At 53.2% G+C, this 18,748-nt stretch carries 21 protein-coding genes; 4 read left to right on the top strand and 17 right to left on the bottom strand.

Annotation, left to right across the window (positions count from 1 at the left end; genetic code table 11):
- Positions 1-26 precede the first annotated feature (26 nt).
- The 12 genes from ACJJI8_RS13070 to ACJJI8_RS13015 all read right to left on the bottom strand — a co-directional run bounded on the left by ACJJI8_RS13070 (position 27) and on the right by ACJJI8_RS13015 (position 9,248).
- Complete coding sequence (locus ACJJI8_RS13070) at positions 27-1,394, bottom strand: ATP-binding protein (RefSeq protein ID WP_444932627.1); 1,368 nt, start codon at positions 1,392-1,394, stop codon at positions 27-29.
- Complete coding sequence (locus ACJJI8_RS13065) at positions 1,391-2,065, bottom strand: response regulator transcription factor (protein ID WP_444932626.1); 675 nt, start codon at positions 2,063-2,065, stop codon at positions 1,391-1,393. Before ACJJI8_RS13065 ends, ACJJI8_RS13070 begins: the two co-directional genes overlap by 4 nt.
- Before the next feature lie 34 nt (positions 2,066-2,099).
- A complete protein-coding gene (locus ACJJI8_RS13060) occupies positions 2,100-2,417 on the bottom strand; it encodes a PepSY domain-containing protein (protein WP_282931896.1) in 318 nt (105 codons plus the stop codon).
- A 65-nt stretch (positions 2,418-2,482) separates the two neighbouring features.
- Positions 2,483-3,046 (bottom strand): glycine zipper 2TM domain-containing protein, encoded by a 564-nt coding sequence (locus ACJJI8_RS13055; RefSeq protein ID WP_413664972.1) that lies wholly within the window; start codon positions 3,044-3,046, stop codon positions 2,483-2,485.
- A 143-nt stretch (positions 3,047-3,189) separates the two neighbouring features.
- Entirely contained in the window at positions 3,190-3,891 is a 702-nt protein-coding gene (locus ACJJI8_RS13050) for a DUF3106 domain-containing protein (protein WP_444932625.1), read from the bottom strand.
- Entirely contained in the window at positions 3,884-4,123 is a 240-nt protein-coding gene (locus ACJJI8_RS13045) for a hypothetical protein (RefSeq protein WP_444898060.1), read from the bottom strand. The genes ACJJI8_RS13050 and ACJJI8_RS13045 overlap by 8 nt, the downstream gene beginning before the upstream one ends.
- Positions 4,107-4,493 carry a hypothetical protein gene (locus ACJJI8_RS13040; protein ID WP_413664969.1) on the bottom strand — a complete coding sequence of 129 codons (387 nt, stop codon included), beginning with the start codon at positions 4,491-4,493 and terminating at the stop codon, positions 4,107-4,109. Before ACJJI8_RS13040 ends, ACJJI8_RS13045 begins: the two co-directional genes overlap by 17 nt.
- Positions 4,490-5,014 carry an RNA polymerase sigma factor gene (locus ACJJI8_RS13035; RefSeq protein ID WP_444912518.1) on the bottom strand — a complete coding sequence of 175 codons (525 nt, stop codon included), beginning with the start codon at positions 5,012-5,014 and terminating at the stop codon, positions 4,490-4,492. The genes ACJJI8_RS13040 and ACJJI8_RS13035 overlap by 4 nt, the downstream gene beginning before the upstream one ends.
- A 362-nt stretch (positions 5,015-5,376) precedes the next feature.
- Positions 5,377-5,790: a hypothetical protein gene (locus ACJJI8_RS13030; RefSeq protein WP_413664967.1), complete on the bottom strand. Its 414-nt coding sequence runs from the start codon at positions 5,788-5,790 to the stop codon at positions 5,377-5,379.
- A 149-nt stretch (positions 5,791-5,939) separates the two neighbouring features.
- On the bottom strand, positions 5,940-7,304 hold the full coding sequence (locus ACJJI8_RS13025; RefSeq protein ID WP_413664966.1) for an L-cystine transporter: 1,365 nt from the start codon (positions 7,302-7,304) through the stop codon (positions 5,940-5,942).
- Positions 7,305-7,465: 161 nt separating this feature from the next.
- On the bottom strand, positions 7,466-7,927 hold the full coding sequence (locus ACJJI8_RS13020) for a TlpA family protein disulfide reductase (RefSeq protein WP_444932624.1): 462 nt from the start codon (positions 7,925-7,927) through the stop codon (positions 7,466-7,468).
- Positions 7,845-9,248 carry a YihY family inner membrane protein gene (locus ACJJI8_RS13015; RefSeq protein WP_444932623.1) on the bottom strand — a complete coding sequence of 468 codons (1,404 nt, stop codon included), beginning with the start codon at positions 9,246-9,248 and terminating at the stop codon, positions 7,845-7,847. Before ACJJI8_RS13015 ends, ACJJI8_RS13020 begins: the two co-directional genes overlap by 83 nt.
- A gap of 172 nt (positions 9,249-9,420) precedes the next feature.
- On the opposite strand from ACJJI8_RS13015, the gene arsC reads away from it, so the two are divergent.
- The 4 genes from arsC to sppA all read left to right on the top strand — a co-directional run bounded on the left by arsC (position 9,421) and on the right by sppA (position 12,695).
- Positions 9,421-9,765 (top strand): arsenate reductase (glutaredoxin), encoded by a 345-nt coding sequence (gene arsC, locus ACJJI8_RS13010; protein WP_444932622.1) that lies wholly within the window; start codon positions 9,421-9,423, stop codon positions 9,763-9,765.
- A complete protein-coding gene (wrbA, locus tag ACJJI8_RS13005; RefSeq protein WP_444932621.1) occupies positions 9,765-10,385 on the top strand; it encodes an NAD(P)H:quinone oxidoreductase in 621 nt (206 codons plus the stop codon). Before arsC ends, wrbA begins: the two co-directional genes overlap by 1 nt.
- Positions 10,386-10,395: 10 nt before the next feature.
- The gene (locus tag ACJJI8_RS13000; RefSeq protein WP_413664962.1) at positions 10,396-10,743 is read left to right on the top strand and encodes a DUF2069 domain-containing protein; all 348 of its coding nucleotides are present in this window, start codon (positions 10,396-10,398) and stop codon (positions 10,741-10,743) included.
- Between the two features lie 86 nt (positions 10,744-10,829).
- A complete protein-coding gene (gene sppA, locus ACJJI8_RS12995; protein ID WP_413664961.1) occupies positions 10,830-12,695 on the top strand; it encodes a signal peptide peptidase SppA in 1,866 nt (621 codons plus the stop codon).
- Between the two features lie 30 nt (positions 12,696-12,725).
- Here the strand turns inward: sppA and ACJJI8_RS12990 are convergent, their stop codons facing one another.
- From ACJJI8_RS12990 to ACJJI8_RS12970, 5 genes are all read right to left on the bottom strand, one after another.
- Entirely contained in the window at positions 12,726-13,019 is a 294-nt protein-coding gene (locus ACJJI8_RS12990; RefSeq protein WP_444932620.1) for a DUF3175 domain-containing protein, read from the bottom strand.
- A 339-nt stretch (positions 13,020-13,358) separates the two neighbouring features.
- Positions 13,359-14,567: an MFS transporter gene (locus ACJJI8_RS12985; protein ID WP_413664959.1), complete on the bottom strand. Its 1,209-nt coding sequence runs from the start codon at positions 14,565-14,567 to the stop codon at positions 13,359-13,361.
- 36 nt (positions 14,568-14,603) lie between these two features.
- The gene (locus ACJJI8_RS12980) at positions 14,604-16,634 is read right to left on the bottom strand and encodes a transglutaminase TgpA family protein (protein WP_444935168.1); all 2,031 of its coding nucleotides are present in this window, start codon (positions 16,632-16,634) and stop codon (positions 14,604-14,606) included.
- The gene (locus ACJJI8_RS12975; RefSeq protein ID WP_444932619.1) at positions 16,634-17,641 is read right to left on the bottom strand and encodes a DUF58 domain-containing protein; all 1,008 of its coding nucleotides are present in this window, start codon (positions 17,639-17,641) and stop codon (positions 16,634-16,636) included. The genes ACJJI8_RS12980 and ACJJI8_RS12975 overlap by 1 nt, the downstream gene beginning before the upstream one ends.
- A 4-nt stretch (positions 17,642-17,645) precedes the next feature.
- A complete protein-coding gene (locus ACJJI8_RS12970; protein WP_282931880.1) occupies positions 17,646-18,557 on the bottom strand; it encodes an AAA family ATPase in 912 nt (303 codons plus the stop codon).
- Positions 18,558-18,748: the final 191 nt, after the last annotated feature.

Raw genomic sequence — 18,748 nt, 5'->3', positions numbered from 1 at the left:
AAACGACTTGTCGAGCAAAACGGAAATTACAGTTGTACCGTAATTTCCGTACCTCCCTGAGGAAGGGGGGCTGCATTTATTTGCCCTTCATAGCTCTCAACAATATCCACTACCACGGCAAGTCCAATACCCTGCCCAGGTTGCTGTTCATCGGCGCGAACGCCCCGCTGGGTAACCGCTTGCCATTTCTCACTGTCCAGCCCTGGGCCATTGTCTTTAACCTGAATAGACAGTTTGCGAGTATCTTCCATATTCTCAACGGCAACCGATAATTTCCCGTCACCATATTTATAAGCGTTATCCAGCAAGTTACCCAGGACTTCCATCAGGTCACCTTCGTCACCATAAAACAGGGTGTTTTCAGCACAGGAACTTTCGACATCACACGGCTTACTGCGATACACCTTTTCAAGCGCATCCAGTATTTTATGGAGCAGTGGCGCGACCGGTGTCCCCCGTATAATGGATTTCGGCGAACTGGTTACTGCCCGCTGCAGTTGATAACTGATAATACTGTCCATCCGCTGCACCTGATCCGTTAGCGTCTTGCCGGCGGTTGTTGAATCTCCAGAAAATTTAAGACCTTTCAATACCGCTAATGGCGTCTTCAGGCTGTGGGCCAGGTCAGCTAATGTATGCCGGGTTTTTTCTCTCTGGCGGCGCTCATTTTCAATCAACAGATTTAAGTTATCTGTCAGTGGGCGCAGCTCCCGCGGAAAATTACCCTCCAATCGATCAGCACCCCCACGCTGCATTTCCTGAAGCGCATTAGCCAGGGCTGTCAGCGGAGCAAACCCCCAGCGCAGAACCAACCACTGTGCAAGGATTAATAACAATGCTCCCAACCCTAACCAGTGCCACATGGTTGAGCGAAACTGCCCCACTTGAGCCTGTAGCGGGGCCGCATCCTCGAGCACTGCAAAGGTAAACAAATTTTCATCTTCCAGCCCCCAGGCAACCCCTTGGCGGAAACTGCTATAACTTCCCTCTTCTCCCGGAACCGATACCTGCGAATAGGACTCCTGCCCCTGGGAAAGCGGATAGAACTCCAGCTGCGGCATTGCCAGGGCTGACTCCGAACGCCAGATAATCTCACCCTCCCGATCAATAACAGCGCCCACCAAACCGGAATCAGGCTGGTTGAAGCGTTGCTCGGGCAAACTCGGGGGCAGAATCAGGGTTTTACCTTCCGGCTCAGCAACCGCCAGCAGGGTGTAAATGTAGACCTGCAGCTCCCGCTGCTTGGCTTCATTCAGGGAGGTGCGATAGGCGTGCTCGAGGACTCCAGAGATAAGAAGAATAAAGCCGACTAGCACAAGACTGGTAACCAGGGCCAGACGCCCCTTTAAGGAACCCAGAATATAGGAAAGCAGGGGGAAATTGATGGATCTCACTGCGGAATCACAAAGCGATAGCCGCGCCCGCGCAGAGTCTCGATAGGCTTAAGCTTGGCTGCCGCATCAATTTTTTTCCGCAGGCGTCCAATAAACACCTCTATCACATTACTGTCCCGGTCACAGTCCTGTTCATAGATATGTTCTGTCAGGGTGGTTTTTGACACTACCACATCCGGATGAAGCATCAGGTATTCAAGTACCTTGTACTCAAACGAAGTCAGGTCCAATTCAACTTCATCCACACTAACCCGTTGCGCACTGGTATCCAGAACGATAGGTCCGGCTTTAATCGTCGGCGATGAGAAACCTGCGGAACGACGCACCAGGGCATTCAACCGTGCGAGCAGTTCTTCAGTATGGAAGGGTTTTACCAGGTAATCGTCCCCGCCAGCTTCCAGGCCGGAGACCCTTTCCTGCCAGTGTCCCCGAGCCGTTAAAATCAGGATAGGAAAATGCTTCTCTTCACGGCGCAGTGTTTCAATAACCTGGATACCATCAATTTTGGGTAAACCCAGGTCCATTACTGCAACGTCGTAGGGATATTCCCTCCCCAGATAAAGTGCCTCTTCTCCATCAGGGGCTTCGTCAACAGTATACCCGGCCGTGCGCAGGGACTCTGCCAGCTGCTGCCGCAGTAATGCTTCATCTTCAACTAATAGTGCGCGCATAGTAATTACCTTATTGCGGCTCGCAATTATTCTGCTAGCGGGATATACGGCCGCTCTGTTTATCGACAAACACCACATAAACCTGGCTTTTGGCCGACAGTCCCTTCACCCGATACACGGCTCGCCCCTGTTTTTTGGTCTCAGAAATGGCGAGAATTTTTCCACCAAAGCGTTGTTTTACGATTGAAGCAGCCCGATCCCTTGAGATTTCTCCCCCTTGAACACGAAGAAAGTGGGGCTGAAAACTCTCCCGCTCATAAGCGGGGTAGCTGTGTACCGTGGCACTGCAGAGCGCCGGCAAAAACACAGCGGTAAAAGCAATAAAGCCAAGTAAGGTACGATTCAGTTTCACGGTGCGGCTCCTGTGGATATCCAATTTTCCACCCTTTATAAACTCCCTGCCGCCCTCAACCGGGCTCAAAGAGCCGGTGAGACGTCGACATGGACCCGGATTCTATCGCCCGGATGATGGTCAGTGCGAGTCAAGTAAACTTGCCCATTATACCGATAGCGGACATCGTATCCGACTAATTCCCTTCTTGTAGAGTATTCATCTACAACATGGCAACGGGACTCTGTTGCATAGTGGACTGGAGCATTGGCACGGCTGATCTGGTTACCTACCAGGGCGCCCACCAAAGCCCCTGCGATTGTGGCGCCGCCACGATTGTGACTGCGATGATAACCGTAGCGTCCACGGTGGCCGTGATCGCCTAAGTTATTGCCGATTGCAGCACCTATAAGTCCCCCCACTACAGTACCTGCCGGGGAAGTCGGCTCGCGATAGGCAACCTGTTCATCGCGACACTGAGTCGTCGGTGTAACAACCTGAACATCGGTGTAGACGGGAGTAACCTCGGTAACTCGCGCATAATCATAGCCACCCGCAGCATAGCCTCGGGGGCCCGCGCTGGCAGTAGAACTTAGACCCACCAGTGCCGCAACTGCCGCACCCGCGATTAGCTGTTTGTATAGTTGCACGATATATCTCCCGCTAGTCATCAACGGGAGCCAGATTACTTAAGATGATCTGAATAGACGCTGAATTACACTGTCGTACCAGCGTAGCAGCGAGGTAAAACGATAAGCCAGCCTCTCAGGATTGGAATTTGAATGGCAGGGCACTATTCAGGAGCCCCAGATGAACTATCAGTCTCCTCATCACCCTCTCGTCGGTCACTGGCCCCTCGATCACGCCTTGGCCGTGAATCCTGGTGCCTTCTCCCCCTTTCGTGCTCCCTTCTGGGCCTATCTCCTCTCGCCCGGTCGCCCCTTGGTCGGTCTTCTCTGTGCCGGTTTCCTCTAGGTCTATTCTCATCGGACCTATCCCTCCTAGGCCCATCTTCCCTGAGTCTATCCCCTTGCGCTCGCTCTCCCCGAGCCCTATAACCTCTGGGCCTTTGCGGTTCACTCTTATCGCCCCTAGCTTCCCGCCAGCGCTCGCGCACTTGCTCTCTCTGTTCGGGGGACATCTGCCGATATCTCTCACGAGCCTCACGGATACTCTCACGCCTGCCTTCCGGCAGGGCACGGTACTGTCGATAAGATTCCCGCAGCTGATTACGGCGTTCCTGGGGCAGAGACTGCCATTTTTCATAGCGCTGCCGAGCATTGTCGCGCTGCTCAGGGCTCATTGAGTTCCATCGACGCGCACCCCGCAACAACCTCTCCTGCTGGCTATCAGACATGTTGGGCCAGCGCTCTTCCATGCCCTGTAACAGCTTGCGATCACTATCACTTAGGCTTTTCCACTCCACCGACCACGCCATACCAGCCCAAAGCAGAGAGGCTGCCATCAAACAAGTTGCGACCAGGGTTTTAATCATGACTGTCCCCCAGCCATATATCTTTGCTTTTGGTGCCTTCTTGGGTTTGCCCGGGACCTTGAACCAACTCGGGATCTTCAGGGATAACGACATCACCTTGTTCATCGACCCACTCTTCCAGGAATAACAGGAATTCCTCCGGCAGAGGCTCAGCTTCCTCCGCCTCGGTAGTACCTGGAAATACGAGCGCACACATAGATATGATGAATAAAACACTACGAAGAGTGCCCATCCAACTCCTCCGCCAACCACTGATAAAACTCCATATCCTCAATCATCTCGATATCCATATCTTCGTCCAGCAGCCAATCACCACTCACTAGCAGCTCTGTACGACTTTCATTATTGATAACAGAACTGGGCCACCATAGAGCAAGAAATAGCACTGCGGCAGAAGCCGCTGTAACTGGAAGGTATGGATACAAGGTGTTAAGTGAAAAGTACCGTTTTTTATTATTTTGATCTTGCGCTGCGGAGCGGATTCGCCGCAACTCAGCCAGGGTTTCCGTATCGAGCGATCTCTCTCTACGTATAACAGCGGCACTGGCCGCTCCGAGTATACGCTTCTCGTTAGTCGATGAATTGTTTTCTAAATTACTCATTCCATCGCCTCCAAATGAACCCGCAGGCTGCGCAATGCTCGAGAGAGGTGAGTCTTCACACTTCCCTCGCTACAAGCCATAGCCCCTGCTGTCTCACTGACATTAAAGCCTTCAACGCAGCGCAACAAAAAAGCCTGCTGTTGACGCAGAGGTAACTTTTCAATGGCGCGGTCAATGGCATCAATCGTACGTTCACCGATTAGGACACTATCCGGGCTGCGGCCGTTGGGGTCGGGAAATTCACTCAGATCCCATTCATCGCCTTCGCTATTAATAGGAAGTTTATCTTTCAACAGCTGCCAACGGGACAGGTTTTTCTTGCGACGATGCCAATCGGTTATGCGGTTATTAAGAATGGTAAAAAATAATGGGCGCCACTCCGCACGGTCTCTGCAGCTATAGCTTTTGACGAGTGCAAGCATAGAGTCCTGAACGATATCCAGCGCATCATCACGGTCCCCTACAGCATATTTCGCCATAGTGAATGCCCGCTTTTCTACTGAAGCGAGAAACTGATCCATAAAAGCCGATTGAGGTCCCTTGACGAGGATGCAATCCTTCTACGGCTATTGCGGAGCCTCTAAATAATTCCGTGATATTTCTTTGGCTGTCAGGGCAACTCACAGTCTAGGCGCGGCTTCACAGGAGTGTTTAAACCTTTTGAGAAGTCGCAGCACAGAGTATGAACCACTCTGAAATCCCCGTAGGACAGACTTAGAAGGCCCCAGCTACTGCATAGCTCTTGCAAAGGACTAAGCCCTTTATCAGCAGGCTGCGCCTAGCGACTGCAGTCTTCCAAGACTATAGAAATATCACGGAATTATTCAGAGGCTCCTTAGTTTGCCGCAACCCACTAGATAATGCCTGCTACAACCAACAATCACTAATCGTTATTGTTGTCACGGGATCTACGATGGTGCTTTTTTGTCCGCTCGCCGCGTTCGTTCTTCCGATCGTATCTATTATCTATTCGCTCGCCTTTTTTATCGAGGCGCTCGTTTATTTTCTCACCTTTGTTATCCAGGCGCCTATCGATACGATCACCTTTTTTATCTAAATGTGCCGCTAATTTGTCTCTCCCATTAGCGGCAGCCTGCTCAGACCGCTGGTCCAGGCGCTCATTAATACGATCACCTTTATCGTCGAGGCGCTCTTCAATACGATCCCCCTTTCTGTCGAGACGATTTTCGATACGGTCGCCGCGATCATGTCCATCATCCTCACTGCTTTCAGCTTGCAGCGAGAGGGGAAAACCAAGGCTAAGCGCCAGTACTGACAGTCCTATCAGTTTATTCATAAGTTGCTCCAGTTCCGTGAACAAAAAACTCAATGCGTTAACAGCACTGACTATAACGTCAGGCACTAGAGCTGGTTGACAGGACTCCTATGAAAAATCGGCGAAATCAGAAGACAAAAATAATCGGTGCACAAAGTACCACTCTCTGTTCAACCCTCTACAACTTCCGGGCCGGGCACTTCATCGCCGAGCCAGCGTTGTGTCAGGGTGCCAGCGGTCATAGCGCCGTTAACATTCAGCGCGGTTCGCGCCATATCAATCAGAGGTTCAACAGAAATTAGCAGAGCCGCGATAGTAACTGGCAACCCCATTGCCGGCAGTACCACCAAGGCTGCAAAGGTCGCCCCGCCACCAACGCCCGCTATACCGAAAGAACTGATCATTACAACCGCCACTAAAGTAGCAATCCATACTGGGTCCCATACATTGATCCCCATCGGCACTGCCACCATCACTGCCAGCATAGCCGGATAAATACCGGCGCAGCCGTTTTGCCCAATAGTCGCACCGAAAGATGCAGAGAAATTGGCAATTGCTGGAGACGTACGCAGCTGGTCCACCTGAGTCTCGACATTCAGGGGAATAGTTGCAGCACTGGAGCGGGAGCTAAAGGCAAAAACCAGCACCGGCCATACCTTGGTGAAATAGTGCAGCGGATTGATACCATTAATAAGTAGCAGCAGACCGTGCACCAGGAACATCAAACCAATAGCTGTAAAGGAGGCCAGCACAAAACTCAATAAGTTAAGAATATCCCCCATACTGGATTTAGCGATCAGGCCTGTAACCAGGGCCATCACGCCGTAAGGGGTAAAAGCCATCACTAGTCGCACCAGCTTCATAACCCAGACTTGAGCCACATGAACGAAGCGCTCAATCGCTGCGCCCTCTTCGGGAAATTCACGGCGAACCGCCAAGGCTGCCAACCCTAAAAGCACCGCGAATATAACCACCGCTATAACAGAAGTAGAGCGAGCCCCGGTCAGGTCCAGAAAAATATTGCGCGGCACAAAAGAGGTAATAATCTCAGGAATGGAAAGGTCTGTGACCTTGCCAATTCGCTCATTCAGCACTTCCACTCGCGCAGCTTCCCTGGAACCCTCAACCAATCCCGCAGCCGACAAACCAAATAGCTCGGCCATAGCCACGCCAATTAGAGCGGCCACCGCCGTTGTTCCTAATAGCACCCCCAGGACTGAAATACTGATTTTGCCCAGCGCCTGGGTATGGCTGACTTTAACTACCGCCACTAATATGGAAGTCAGCACCAGGGGCATCACGAGTAAATACAATAGATTTACGTAACTGTCCCCTATCATCTCTACCCAAGGTATCACCTCTGCGGGTGCAGCCCCCCATCCGCGAGACAGTTGCAGGGTGCCTCCAAAGATAACCCCAAGGATAAGGCCTGCCAGCACTGCTGGTGCGAGGGAGTCACGGCCTCGCTGCCAGCGAAAAAGTCCGTATATAAAAACAATAAATAGAAGCAGGAAAGCAAATGAACTGATATGCATAAGGTCTGGGTCCCACCCGGAACAAAAGGGGAAAGTGGCGGCATGCTATCAGCGATCCGTCACAAGCCTATAGATGTGTTAGTTATAGTTTTATAAAGTTTGGGAGCTTCTAATAATCCACTGTTACCCCACCGGCTTTACCAGCACTCCATTAGTACTCGCTATAAATTGAGAGCCGAAATAAAGTCTTCTCTATCCTGCGGCCCAACCAATGTTTTATGCCAGTGACCATCGGTACCAATAATGAACGTAGAAGGCAGCACCTCCGGTTTCTCCTGCCCCCAGCGCCCTTGCGGTTCGGCCACTAGAACGGGAAAAGTAATACCCAACTTATCCGCCTGTTTTTGTATTTCCGCAATCGGTAAATTGTCGAAGTTCACCCCAACAACAACGACATTGTTGTTACCGTCGTCCAGTTGGTTAAGGACCGGGATCTCCTCTCGACAGGGCTTACACCACTCTGCCCAATAGTTAACCAGCAAAACCTTACCCGATACATCCAACTCTTCCCCATCAATGGCTAGAAGCGATTTATCGTCTTTAGCGCAGGCGCTTATTCCGCATACCAACAAAAGAAAGGTGACCGCTGCTGCTCTTGTCATCTTCACTTTGACTATTTTCATCAGGCCCTCTTTCTCCCCCGGTTTCAGAGTTTGTTTGCTTATCATCAGTCCCGCCGTCGTGGCCCAGCTCAAGGGGCTTATCTTCAGCTTCCTTTTGCTCGGCCTCCAGGAACAACTCCCCAACAGTAATACCTAATTGCTCCCGGGTTGACTCTCTGGCATTGGCAAAGCGTTGCTCCACCTCTCCATACCAGGGCAATCCATCCAGACTCGCAGGAATTCCACTGGGCATCCAATCCGAACTCAGCCAACCCGCCAATTCAACCAGGGACACCGTATTCAGGTCCCTCAGCAAAACATAATCATTGCGATCAGTTTGGGTCACCATACGATTAGCCTGAAGGATATTCCGCAACCTTCGCCACTGAACAAACTTGATTCCCATACGGGAAATATCTCGCTCCTTCAGAGGCCTCCCCTTCGCGCATTTCTTATACATCTGCCAGAGAACAATAAGGAGGGCAACCAGGTCAGAATGCTCCCGCTCTTGGGTCGCAGCTTGATAAACCGATAGTGTGCGCACCAACACACAGCCGGCCAATACCAGTATCCACATCAGATAAATCCAAAGCAGGAACAGGGGAACAACAGCGAATGCCCCGTAGATTGCCTGGACCGAACTCCGCGCTACCAACAAGCCGAATAAGTACTTCATAACCTCGAAAACAATCGAGATTATGATCCCCCCCTCTATTCCGTGGCGCAACGGGACATAGCAATTGGGCACAGCGATGAACAGTAGGGTAAAAACTATGGAGCTGAAAACAAACGGCAGAATCCTGAATAACAACGAAGTTACTTCAAAGGAATCAGCTCCACCCAAGAAAAATTTTTGAGAAAAGACAAAAGTACTTGTCGCCAGTCCCGCCCCTAATAGGATTGGACCGAGACTCAATATCGCCCAGTACAAAAGAAAACTCGAAACGCCGCTGCGGCCTTTTTGGACGTCCCAGATAGAATTAAAGGTCCCCTCGATACCGCGAAGGGTCAAACCCGCAGTAATAATCAGCATCGCGATACCAACGCCAGTCAAACGCTGTGCCTGTTCGGAAAAACTGCTGATATATTTTTGGATCTCGCGCCCACTCTGAGGTAAAAAGTGGGTGAACAGTTGATCCTGTAACCTACTCTGCAAGCCGGCAAAGTCGGGAAACAGTGACAACATGGCGTAGCTCACCGTCACTAGGGGAACTATGCCAAACAGTGTCAGGTAAGTGAGAGCAGCCGCGCGTTGCCGACAATCCTTTTCATCAAACAGTTTCCACAGTGACGTCGCAAAGCGCAGCCAGTGGTTTCCCCAATCCTTTACGGTGCTTCTCATTGTGATCTCTCTATGCCTGGACATCTCGCCCAGGCCGCAGTATTACTGCCCCAAATAGCCAAGGAGCTCCCGAAAACCCCGCAGGACGTTGGGGGGATTATTCAGAAGCGCCTTAGAACTCCGCAACATTCTTCGGTTAGAATACGCCAAACAGTAACAGGATGCCGCCACAATGTGGACGATTTACCACAACCCCCGCTGCTCAAAATCCCGCCAAACCCTACAGCTATTGCAAGATAACGGTATTGAACCGGAGGTGGTTCTCTATCTACAAACTCCACCTTCTGCCGAGGATATTCAGCAGTTGCTGCACAAACTGGATATTGATGCACGACAGTTGTTGCGCACTGGTGAAGAGCCCTACAAGCAGTTAAACCTGAAAGACAAAGATCTGGCCGAATCCCAGTTAATTGACGCAATGGCTCAAAACCCTATTTTGATCCAACGCCCGATCGTTATAAAAGGCGCCAAAGCAGTGATAGGGCGGCCCCCTGAAAATGTACTGGGGCTGATCTGATGGATCGGGACAACGAAGGCTATGTCCTGATCCTCTACTACAGCCGCACCGGTGCTACGGCGCGCATGGCCACCGAACTGGCTCGCGGCGTAGAGGCCAGCGGGATTACCGCTCGCCTGCGCACCGTGCCCGGCGTATCCCCAGACACTGAAGCCAGCGAGCCGCCGGTACCCTCCGAAGGTGCCCCCTACTGTACAATCGAGGACCTGCGCAATTGCTCCGGTTTACTGATGGGCAGCCCCACCCGCTTTGGCAACATGGCCTCTCCGCTGCGCTATTTCCTTGACCAAACCAGTGATATTTGGCTCGATGGCAGCCTTACCGGTAAGCCGGCTGCGGTATTTACCGCCACTGGCAGTCTTCACGGTGGTCAGGAAACTACGCTGGTATCCATGATGCTGCCCCTGCTGCACCACGGCATGTTAATCGCCGGCATCCCATACTCCGAAGCCGCCTTAATGCGCACCCGCACTGGCGGCACACCCTATGGTGCCTCACACTGGTCCGGTGAACACGCCACATCGCTTTCCGATGACGAAGTAACCCTGTGCCGGGCACTGGGCAAGCGAGTCGGCAGCCTGGCACAGACGCTGGATAATGCACATAACGGCGACAACTAGAGGATAAAGTGTGAACGATTCTGTACAGCGCAAGCTCAAGATAGCGCTGCGAATTAACTGGATTTGTTATATCGGCATGCTAGTGCTGTTTGTCGTCTGGAATCTATTCCTCGAAGGCGGCTCATTGTTCCTGTGGTGCTTGCAGACCATACCACTGCTGTTGGTACTACCTGGGTTACTAAAGCAGCACTATCGTAGCTATCTGTGGCTCTGTTTTATTCTTTTGCTGTATATCACTGCCAGTATTGTCGACGTAATGATGCCTACACGCGGCTGGCAGGATGGCGTACTGGTAGTCCTTAGCCTTATCCTATTCTTTTCATCAATGATGAGCAGCCGCTGGCATCGCATGCAATAGCCACCGGCACTACTCACATTGCTAATGATTTTGTAACTGATAAATAGACAACGCTTGCCCCTCAGCGCACTAAGGAGTTTTGAGGTTTGACTGATTCATCCAATGAGAAAGGACTGTTCCGCAGCTTTTTTGGTGCCATTGGCGGCTCAATTACCTGGCTGAGGCGAGTGTTTACCAACCTGGTATTCCTGTTAATACTGGTATTCCTGGGTATCGCAATTTTTGGCAAGGACGAACAGCTGGTGGTCCCACAAGGCGCGGCCCTTCGAGTGGCTCCGAGTGGATTTCTGGTAGATGAGCTCAGCCAGCCCAGCGGATTACCGATTTTCTTCGGTGGCTCCCAGGGGCCAGCGGAAATCAGGGTTAAGGATCTTGTCGACTCTATCGACAAAGCCGCACAGGACAAACGCATTTCCGCACTGGTGCTGGAGCTCGACAATATGGTCGGCGGCAGTCTCAGCAAGCTCGACGAGATTGGCGCAGCCCTGCAGCGCTTCAAGGCTGCCGACAAGCCCATTTATGCGGTGGGTGATAACTACACCCAGGCGCAATATTTCCTCGCCAGCCACGCCGACAAGGTGTACCTGAATCCAATGGGTTCCGTGATGCTCACCGGCTTTGGCGTCTATCGGAATTACTATAAAAGCGCCCTTGAAAAGCTCAAAGTCAATTTCCACGTGTTCCGCGTTGGCGACTACAAGGATTTTATCGAACCCTATACTCGCGACGACATGTCTCCGGCTTCTCGTGAGAATAACCAGCGCTGGCTGCATGAACTCTGGAGTGAATACACCGAACAGGTGACCGGCCTTCGCAACCTGCCAACTGAAAGCATCGATCTATTTATCGACGAGTTACCCCAGAAACTGCAGCAGCATGAGGGCGACTGGGCACGTACTGCTCTGGCCAATAAACTGGTCGACCAACTCGCCAACCGCAACTTGGCTGTTCAAGAGCTACGCAAAACCATTGGTGAAGATGAGAACGATGAACGCAGTTATAAAGCCATCGATGCCCTCACCTATTTGCGCAGCCAAAAACTCAGCGAAGTCGCCGCCAAGAAAGAACCCAATAAGATTGCCTTAATCACGGCAAGCGGTTCTATTGTCGATGGCCGTGCCCCCGCCGGCAGGATCGGCAGCGAAAGCCTGGGAGAACTAATCGCACAGGCACGCAAAAAAGAAGTTGATGCACTGGTTCTGCGCATTGACAGTGGCGGCGGCTCCGCCTTCGCGTCAGAAGCAATTCGACAAGAGTTACTCGCCACCCGCGAAGCCGATATCCCTGTCGTTATCTCCATGGGCAGTCTGGCCGCATCTGGTGGCTACTGGATTGCTACCGGTGGCGATCGAATCTGGGCCTCTCCCGCAACCCTGACAGGCTCCATTGGCGTATTTGGCGCCTTCCCGACCTTCGAGGATTCCCTCGAGGCACTGGGTATTTATACCGATGGTGTGGGCACTTCAGACCTGGCCGGCAGCATGCGCTTGGATCGTGCCCTACCCGAGGCAGCCGCCAGTATCCTGCAACAGGGAGTGGATAATACCTACGCCAGGTTCCTGAGAATTGTGGCCGAGTCCCGTGGCAGCACTCCCAAGGAAGTGCACAAAATTGCCCAGGGCCAGGTCTGGACCGGGCGCGCGGCTAAAAACCTGGGGCTGGTAGACGATCTGGGCAATCTCAATGACGCCATTGCCGACGCCGCACAGCTTGCTGAGATCGAAGAATACGATGTAATAGAGATCCAGCGCGAGCTGACTCCCGGCGAAAGATTCCTGCGCGCCCTGAGCGATAATGTGGATGCACGTATCGCCGCCAGCCTTGAGGCAAACCTGCCACTCGGCGCCTGGTTAAACAGCTTACAACCGGTTTTGGCACCAATCGGCGAACTGCAGAGCTTCCGCGACCCGCGCGGACTCTACGTGCGCTGCCTGCCCTGCCTAGCCCCCTAGAAGACTTCATCGCCTCTACCCCGCGTCGGCTCAACGCCGGCGCGGGCGCCCATAAAGCTCACGCAATTCATTTTTCGCGGCCTCCAGGATTCTGCGCCTGCGTGCAGGTAAATGGTGACCCGCACGATTGATATAAAAAGTGAGCATAGACATGGCTGAACGGAAAGGCTCTGATTTGCGCTGCTGACTGGCCTCAGCTGCACTCTTCAGGGATTTGGCTATCGCTTTTGGATCATCCAGGCTAAATACACCGGCTTCAAGGTCCAGCGCATGGCTGTTTGTCGTGACTCTCTGTGACCATCTGGCACTTTTTACTGATACCAAACCCCACCTCCATAACCACAGTTCCCTGTTAAATATATGGTGGCTCAACTGGATTTAGTCGTTACGGGATTCCTAAGGAGCCCCTGAATAACTCCGTAATGCCTCTGCGGGTCTTGAAGGGTGCAGATGTTAGGCGCAGCTCGCCGCGAATGGCCGTAGCCCTTTGCAAGAGCTGCAACGCAGCAGATGCGGCCTTCAAGGCCCGCCCTTCGGGGCTTGCAGAGCGATTCACACTCCGCGTTGCGACTTCTTGAAAGGTCTAGACATTCCTGCGAAGCCGCGCCTTGATTGTGAACCGCTCTGCATGCCAGAGGTATCACGGAGCTATTCAGAGGCTCCCTAAACCTCGCTATCGGAAATTTTAACCTGCCGTAGAGCCCCACTCAGGGCAACCAGTGCGAATGCCAATAAACTCAGGATTCCCGCCCACAATAGTGTCGTCAGAGGCGCTGCGACCTCGCTCAAAACACCCGCTGCCAGGGCTCCCAGCGCCGCAGAGCCAAATAGGGCAAATTGATAAATGGAGATAATGCGACTGCGATAATCCGCCGGCGCCATCAATTGCACAATGCCTCGCCCCAACCCTGCGGAGGCTGCCGCAACCGCCCCCCAACACAGACACAACAGGATCAAGCCAAACTTTGTTGGCCCCAGGCTGATAGCAATCAAGAGTGCAGCGCTGTAAAGCAAGCACATCAAAATTCCCCGCCCTGGCTCTTGTCCCTGACCCCGTCTCAACATGGTCACCGTCGCGATCACCGTGCCCGCTATAAATGCCAGCTGCAGGGTCGCGTAGTAACCGGCACCGCGACCGTAGTCCTCCGCCAGCAGCGGTAAGACCACCAGGAAAACCCCGATATGCACAAAGCCATTGAATGCCATCAATGCGGTCAGCTCCCGCAAAACCGGGTGTTTCCATGCCTGACTGAGACCATCCAGAATCAGGGTATGGGGTCGCTTCTCTGGTGCCTTTTGACGCTCTTGAGGCTGACGCAAGGAGAAAAGCAATAATGAAGCCACTAGCACAACGGCAATCTGTACACCCAGCAAGTGCTGCAAGCCCCACTGGTCAAATCGACTCGCTAGCAACATTCCCACTGCCTGGCCGCCGTACTGCGCCAACATCATCCAGGTTACGGTTTTTTGCACGCCTCGCTCAGTGGCCTGCCCCTTGCGGTTGCGGGCACTGCGCTGCACCAGGTTGTCCCGTGCCGGCTGTAAAAAAGCGCTGCACACCCCCAGGCAAATTCCGTAAACCATCAAGGTGGATAAATTCAGGACATGGAAGGTGAAATACAACAACAATGCGGTATGACAAAGCGCCAGGCCCAAACAGGCCAGAGCCGACACCAGAGCCGGGTCTCGCCTATCCGCCAAAGCACCGCCAAACAGCAGGAATACCAGGTTTGGCAGCAATACTGATGCCTGAATCCACCCCAATTGCAGGGCGGGAAGATCCACGATCGTCAGCGCAATCCAGGGCAGTAATATCACCTGCAACCCGGTTGCCAGGGAGGTGCCGCTATAGCCCAACAGAAACCTTTGCAATTGGGTTGGCATTCTAGATACGAAATAACTCAATGATTAATAACCTGCCAACTCACGCTTGTGCGGCGTCATATTTGCCGAGTGCCGCAACCAGAAATACCAGCTTGATAGCTTCCGAAGTGTTCTTAGCCCAGAGCCATCACTACCATAGGCGGCAGACTCAAAAGCCTCTGTCACTGCTACGGCATAACCAGACATCTCCGGTTTTTCCTCGGCAATCCGGCGGGCATAGGATCCTGCAGTCTCACCGGAATGCCGCTGGACCCCATTGCGGGCCATGCGCCGGCAAAAGCGCTGGTAGAGCTTCTCTGCAGGCGCCAACTTGGGTCCTCCTGCGGAGCGGGCCGCCCACAAACTGATACCCAACAAAAGCACAAGAATCGGTGCCCCTAGTAATAGGGCGATACGCATTGGAGACAGGTCACCAAATAGCCGCTGTAACAAATTCTGCTGTCGATCGGCATCGAAGCTCACTACGGTTTGATACCAACGGTAGTTGATCATATCCCACTGTAAGCGCAACTGGCTGAGAATGCCGATACGGTGTAAAGGAAATAGGGAGTCCTGCATAAACTCTTCACCCGCCGCACTCTCCAGACCGTCGCGCACCCGCTCCGGAGCTACTGCCGCTGTAGGGTCTACACGCTGCCAGCCTTGGCCGTCGAGCCAAATTTCTGCCCAGGCATGGGCGTCGTACTCTCGCACCAATAAGTACTCTTCTCCACTGACCCACTCACCGCCCTGGTAACCAGCCACTACTCGCGCCGGTATCCCCGCTGCGCGCATGGCAAACACATAACTACCAGCAAAGTGCTCGCAGAAGCCCTGCTGGCTATCGAAAAGAAACTCATCAATAGTATCGCCGCCCAGTGCTGGAGGCTTCAGGGTATAAGTGAAAGCACTGTGGAAGTGCGACAGCAGCTGGGAGGAAACCGCCTCGGCACTGAGCCCCTGGTCCCGCAGGGAGGCCATCCACTGACGAGTACGGCTATTGCCGAAACTGGGAAGTTGCAAATTCCTGCGCCGCTCCGCATTGCTGAGAGTAGCATTGAGCGACAGGGTTTCTCTCGGCCAGGAACTTACCTGGTAAGAAAAGCGGTTGAAAACCGGGGTCCGCTTTACCAGGCGATCATCCGCTGTCTCTCCCACACCCACGCTCTCTGAAGCCGGTTTTGCCATAGCGAATAGCCAGGGGCTGCGGCTCGCTTCCTGGATAACCTGGTATCGATAACGAGGACCCACTTGTGGGAGCACCTGCTCGCCACTTCTCCAATACACTCGCCCGCCATTTCGAGGGTCAACACCATAGCCCTGGCGCCAGGTACGTCCATCAAATTCCGAATACACCAAGCCCCTCCAGTAGCGCTGCTCAGGCGGGGGGACAGGTCCATCAAAGGAGATTCGCAAGGTCGGCTTGCTGGACTTGGAAAGCTCAGTAAAGTCTCCCGGGGCCATAGAATCACTGACACCGGTACGCCCTGCGGAGGTATTCTGCGGCACAGACCAAAGGGGCCCCAGCCGCGGCATAACCAAAAACAACAACACCATCAATGGCGTGGCCTGTGCCACCAACCGCAGGGATAACCCCAGAGCCCGGCGCGGGCGTGCACTAAAGTGTCCCAGCTGCGCCGCCAGGGCTGCAGTAATTACCAACACACTCAGTAAACCGTAAAGTGCATAGGGAATGGTCTGCTCTTGCACAAACAGAGTGGCGGCTACGAAGTAGGCCAGCAGTAGACTGACAAAGGCATCCCTGCGGCTGACCAGTTCGAGATTTTTCAGGGTGAATGACAGCGCCAAGAGTGCAATCATCGGCTCCAAAGCAAACAAGCGCCGATAGGACAGAGCCAGTCCCGCCACCGTCAACAGAATCACTGTCAGTTTAAGAGCGCGGCCGGGTAAATCCCTGCGCCCGCGAAAGACTTCCAGGCGCCAATAAACCGCAAAGGCCCAGGCAAAAGCCACCCACAGTGGCAGCAATGTGAATTGCGGTAAAAGGGCGACAAACTGGGCAGCAAAAATCCACAGCAAACTTTCCCTGGGCAATAAATCCTTATTCGCAATCATCACTGGCCTCGCCCGGGGTACAGGGCCAATGCCTGCAAGACCTGCTGCTGATGCTCGGGACCGAGCGAAGGCTCTATTGAAATGCCAGGCAGGCACAAACCATATGCAATGCCTTGCTTTTCCGCTTGTAGGGTCCAGTCACAGAGATTGCTCAGGCGCATCTCTATATCCCTACCATCGAGTAAACCCCAGTCGAGCCACAAGCGCGTGTCAGTTTTACGCTCATAGTCCTTGCTGTAAAGATCGCGTCCGGCCGCGTATTGCTTCCAGGCTACATGGCGTAACGAGTCACCCGCTTGATAGGGTTTTAGCGCTGCAAAATCATCTCCACCCCGCTTCACCTCACCGAACTCCCCCTCGGCAACAGTCTCTCCTAGCGGTAAAGGGCCCGCAGAAATTGGACGGGGGTAAACCAAAAATTCAACATCCAGGTCAATGCGGCTCCAGCAGCGAAATAACCCGAGAGGGAAACGACTTTCAACCCTCAACCGAGGTGCCTGCACTCGCCCACGTTTTACTACCGGCATAGAGATACAAATATCCGCACTTTTCTGCTCGCACAAATCCACGCGACTGCCCTGCTCCGGTGGCCAACTCAGCTCGAGCCATTCCCGCTCCCGCTTGCCCTCACAACTGACATTAATTTCCGCCTCGGCAAAATCACCAGCAAAAGCTGCCCGGGTATCCAGAAGGCGCAAGTGCACGCCACTTAAATTGGCAAAGGTGTGTAGTGGCAGCACCGCCAAAATGCTAACCAACAAAAATGTCAGAGCGAAAACCAGGTTGTTTTCATAATTGGTGCCCAGTAGCCATAAAAGTGCAATCACCAACAAGAAACCCAGGCCTGCGCGAGTGGGCAGAATAAATAAACGACTGTGATTCAAAGTGATAGCACGGGCCCTCGGTGCCCGGCGACTAAGCCAGCGCTGCGTCAGGCCACGCCAAGACTGCACCAGCATATGCAGGGGGTTGCGGGAAGTGCTTCGACTGGAGGAACTCACACTCATCGACTCAAGCTGCGATCACATCCACTTGGCGCAACAATCGCTCCACCAACTGTTCACCATTACTGCCATCGCTCTGTAGCCGATGACCTGCCACCGCCGGCAACACGGCCTGGATATCCTCAGGCAATACATGGCCGCGATTGTGAATCAACGCCCAAGCTTTGGCTGCGCGCAAAAGGGCCAAAGCGCCTCGGGGTGATAAACCCACTGCGCAATCCGGGCTCTGGCGGGTTTGCAAAACCAGTCGCTCCAGGTAATCCAGCAGACTGTCAGAAGTTTTCACCTGTCCAACCAGGCTTTGCATTTTTCCGAGTGTGGCAATATCAATTCTGGGTTTTATTTTCGCCAGCTGCTGTCTCGGATCGGCCCCCATAAACAAAGCCCGCTCCGCCTCCCGGGTGGGATAGCCAAGACTGATACGCATAAGGAAGCGATCCAGCTGGGATTCCGGCAATGCAAAGGTGCCCGATTGTTGCATCGGGTTTTGCGTGGCAATCACAAAAAATGGCTGGGGCAGTGTGCGGGTCTCGCCATCGACACTCACCTGGCGCTCTTCCATAGCTTCTAACAGCGCACTCTGGGTTTTTGGCGATGAGCGATTAATCTCATCCGCCAATAACACCTGGCTAAACACAGGTCCCTCGTGAAAGTGAAATTGGCTGGACTCCCGATCAAATATCGAAACACCAAGAATATCCGCCGGCAACATATCACTGGTGAACTGCACCCGCTTATAAGTTAGCCCCAGCACCTGTGCGAGTGCATGGGCCAAGGTGGTCTTACCCATACCCGGTAGGTCTTCGATCAACAGGTGGCCTTTTGATAACAAACAGGCCAACGCCAACTTCACCTGGCGCTCTTTACCCAATAAAACGCTGCCGATATCAGACACTATGGCGGAAACTATTTTTTGCACGGCAAATCCATTACTGCTCAATTTTTCTAAAGGGGGCTATTTCTGCACACCGGCAGGGGCATTAAACAACGCAAACGCTACCGGAAGCGGCGGGCAGTATTCCACTGTCCGCCAGGGAGCCTCTGGATAACTCCGTGATACCTCTGGCATGCAGCGCGGTTCACAATCCAGGCGCGGCTTCGCAGGAATGT

This window comes from Microbulbifer maximicatervae (SeqCode), from assembly GCF_052467695.1.
This window is presented reverse-complemented; position numbering and strand designations above follow the sequence as displayed.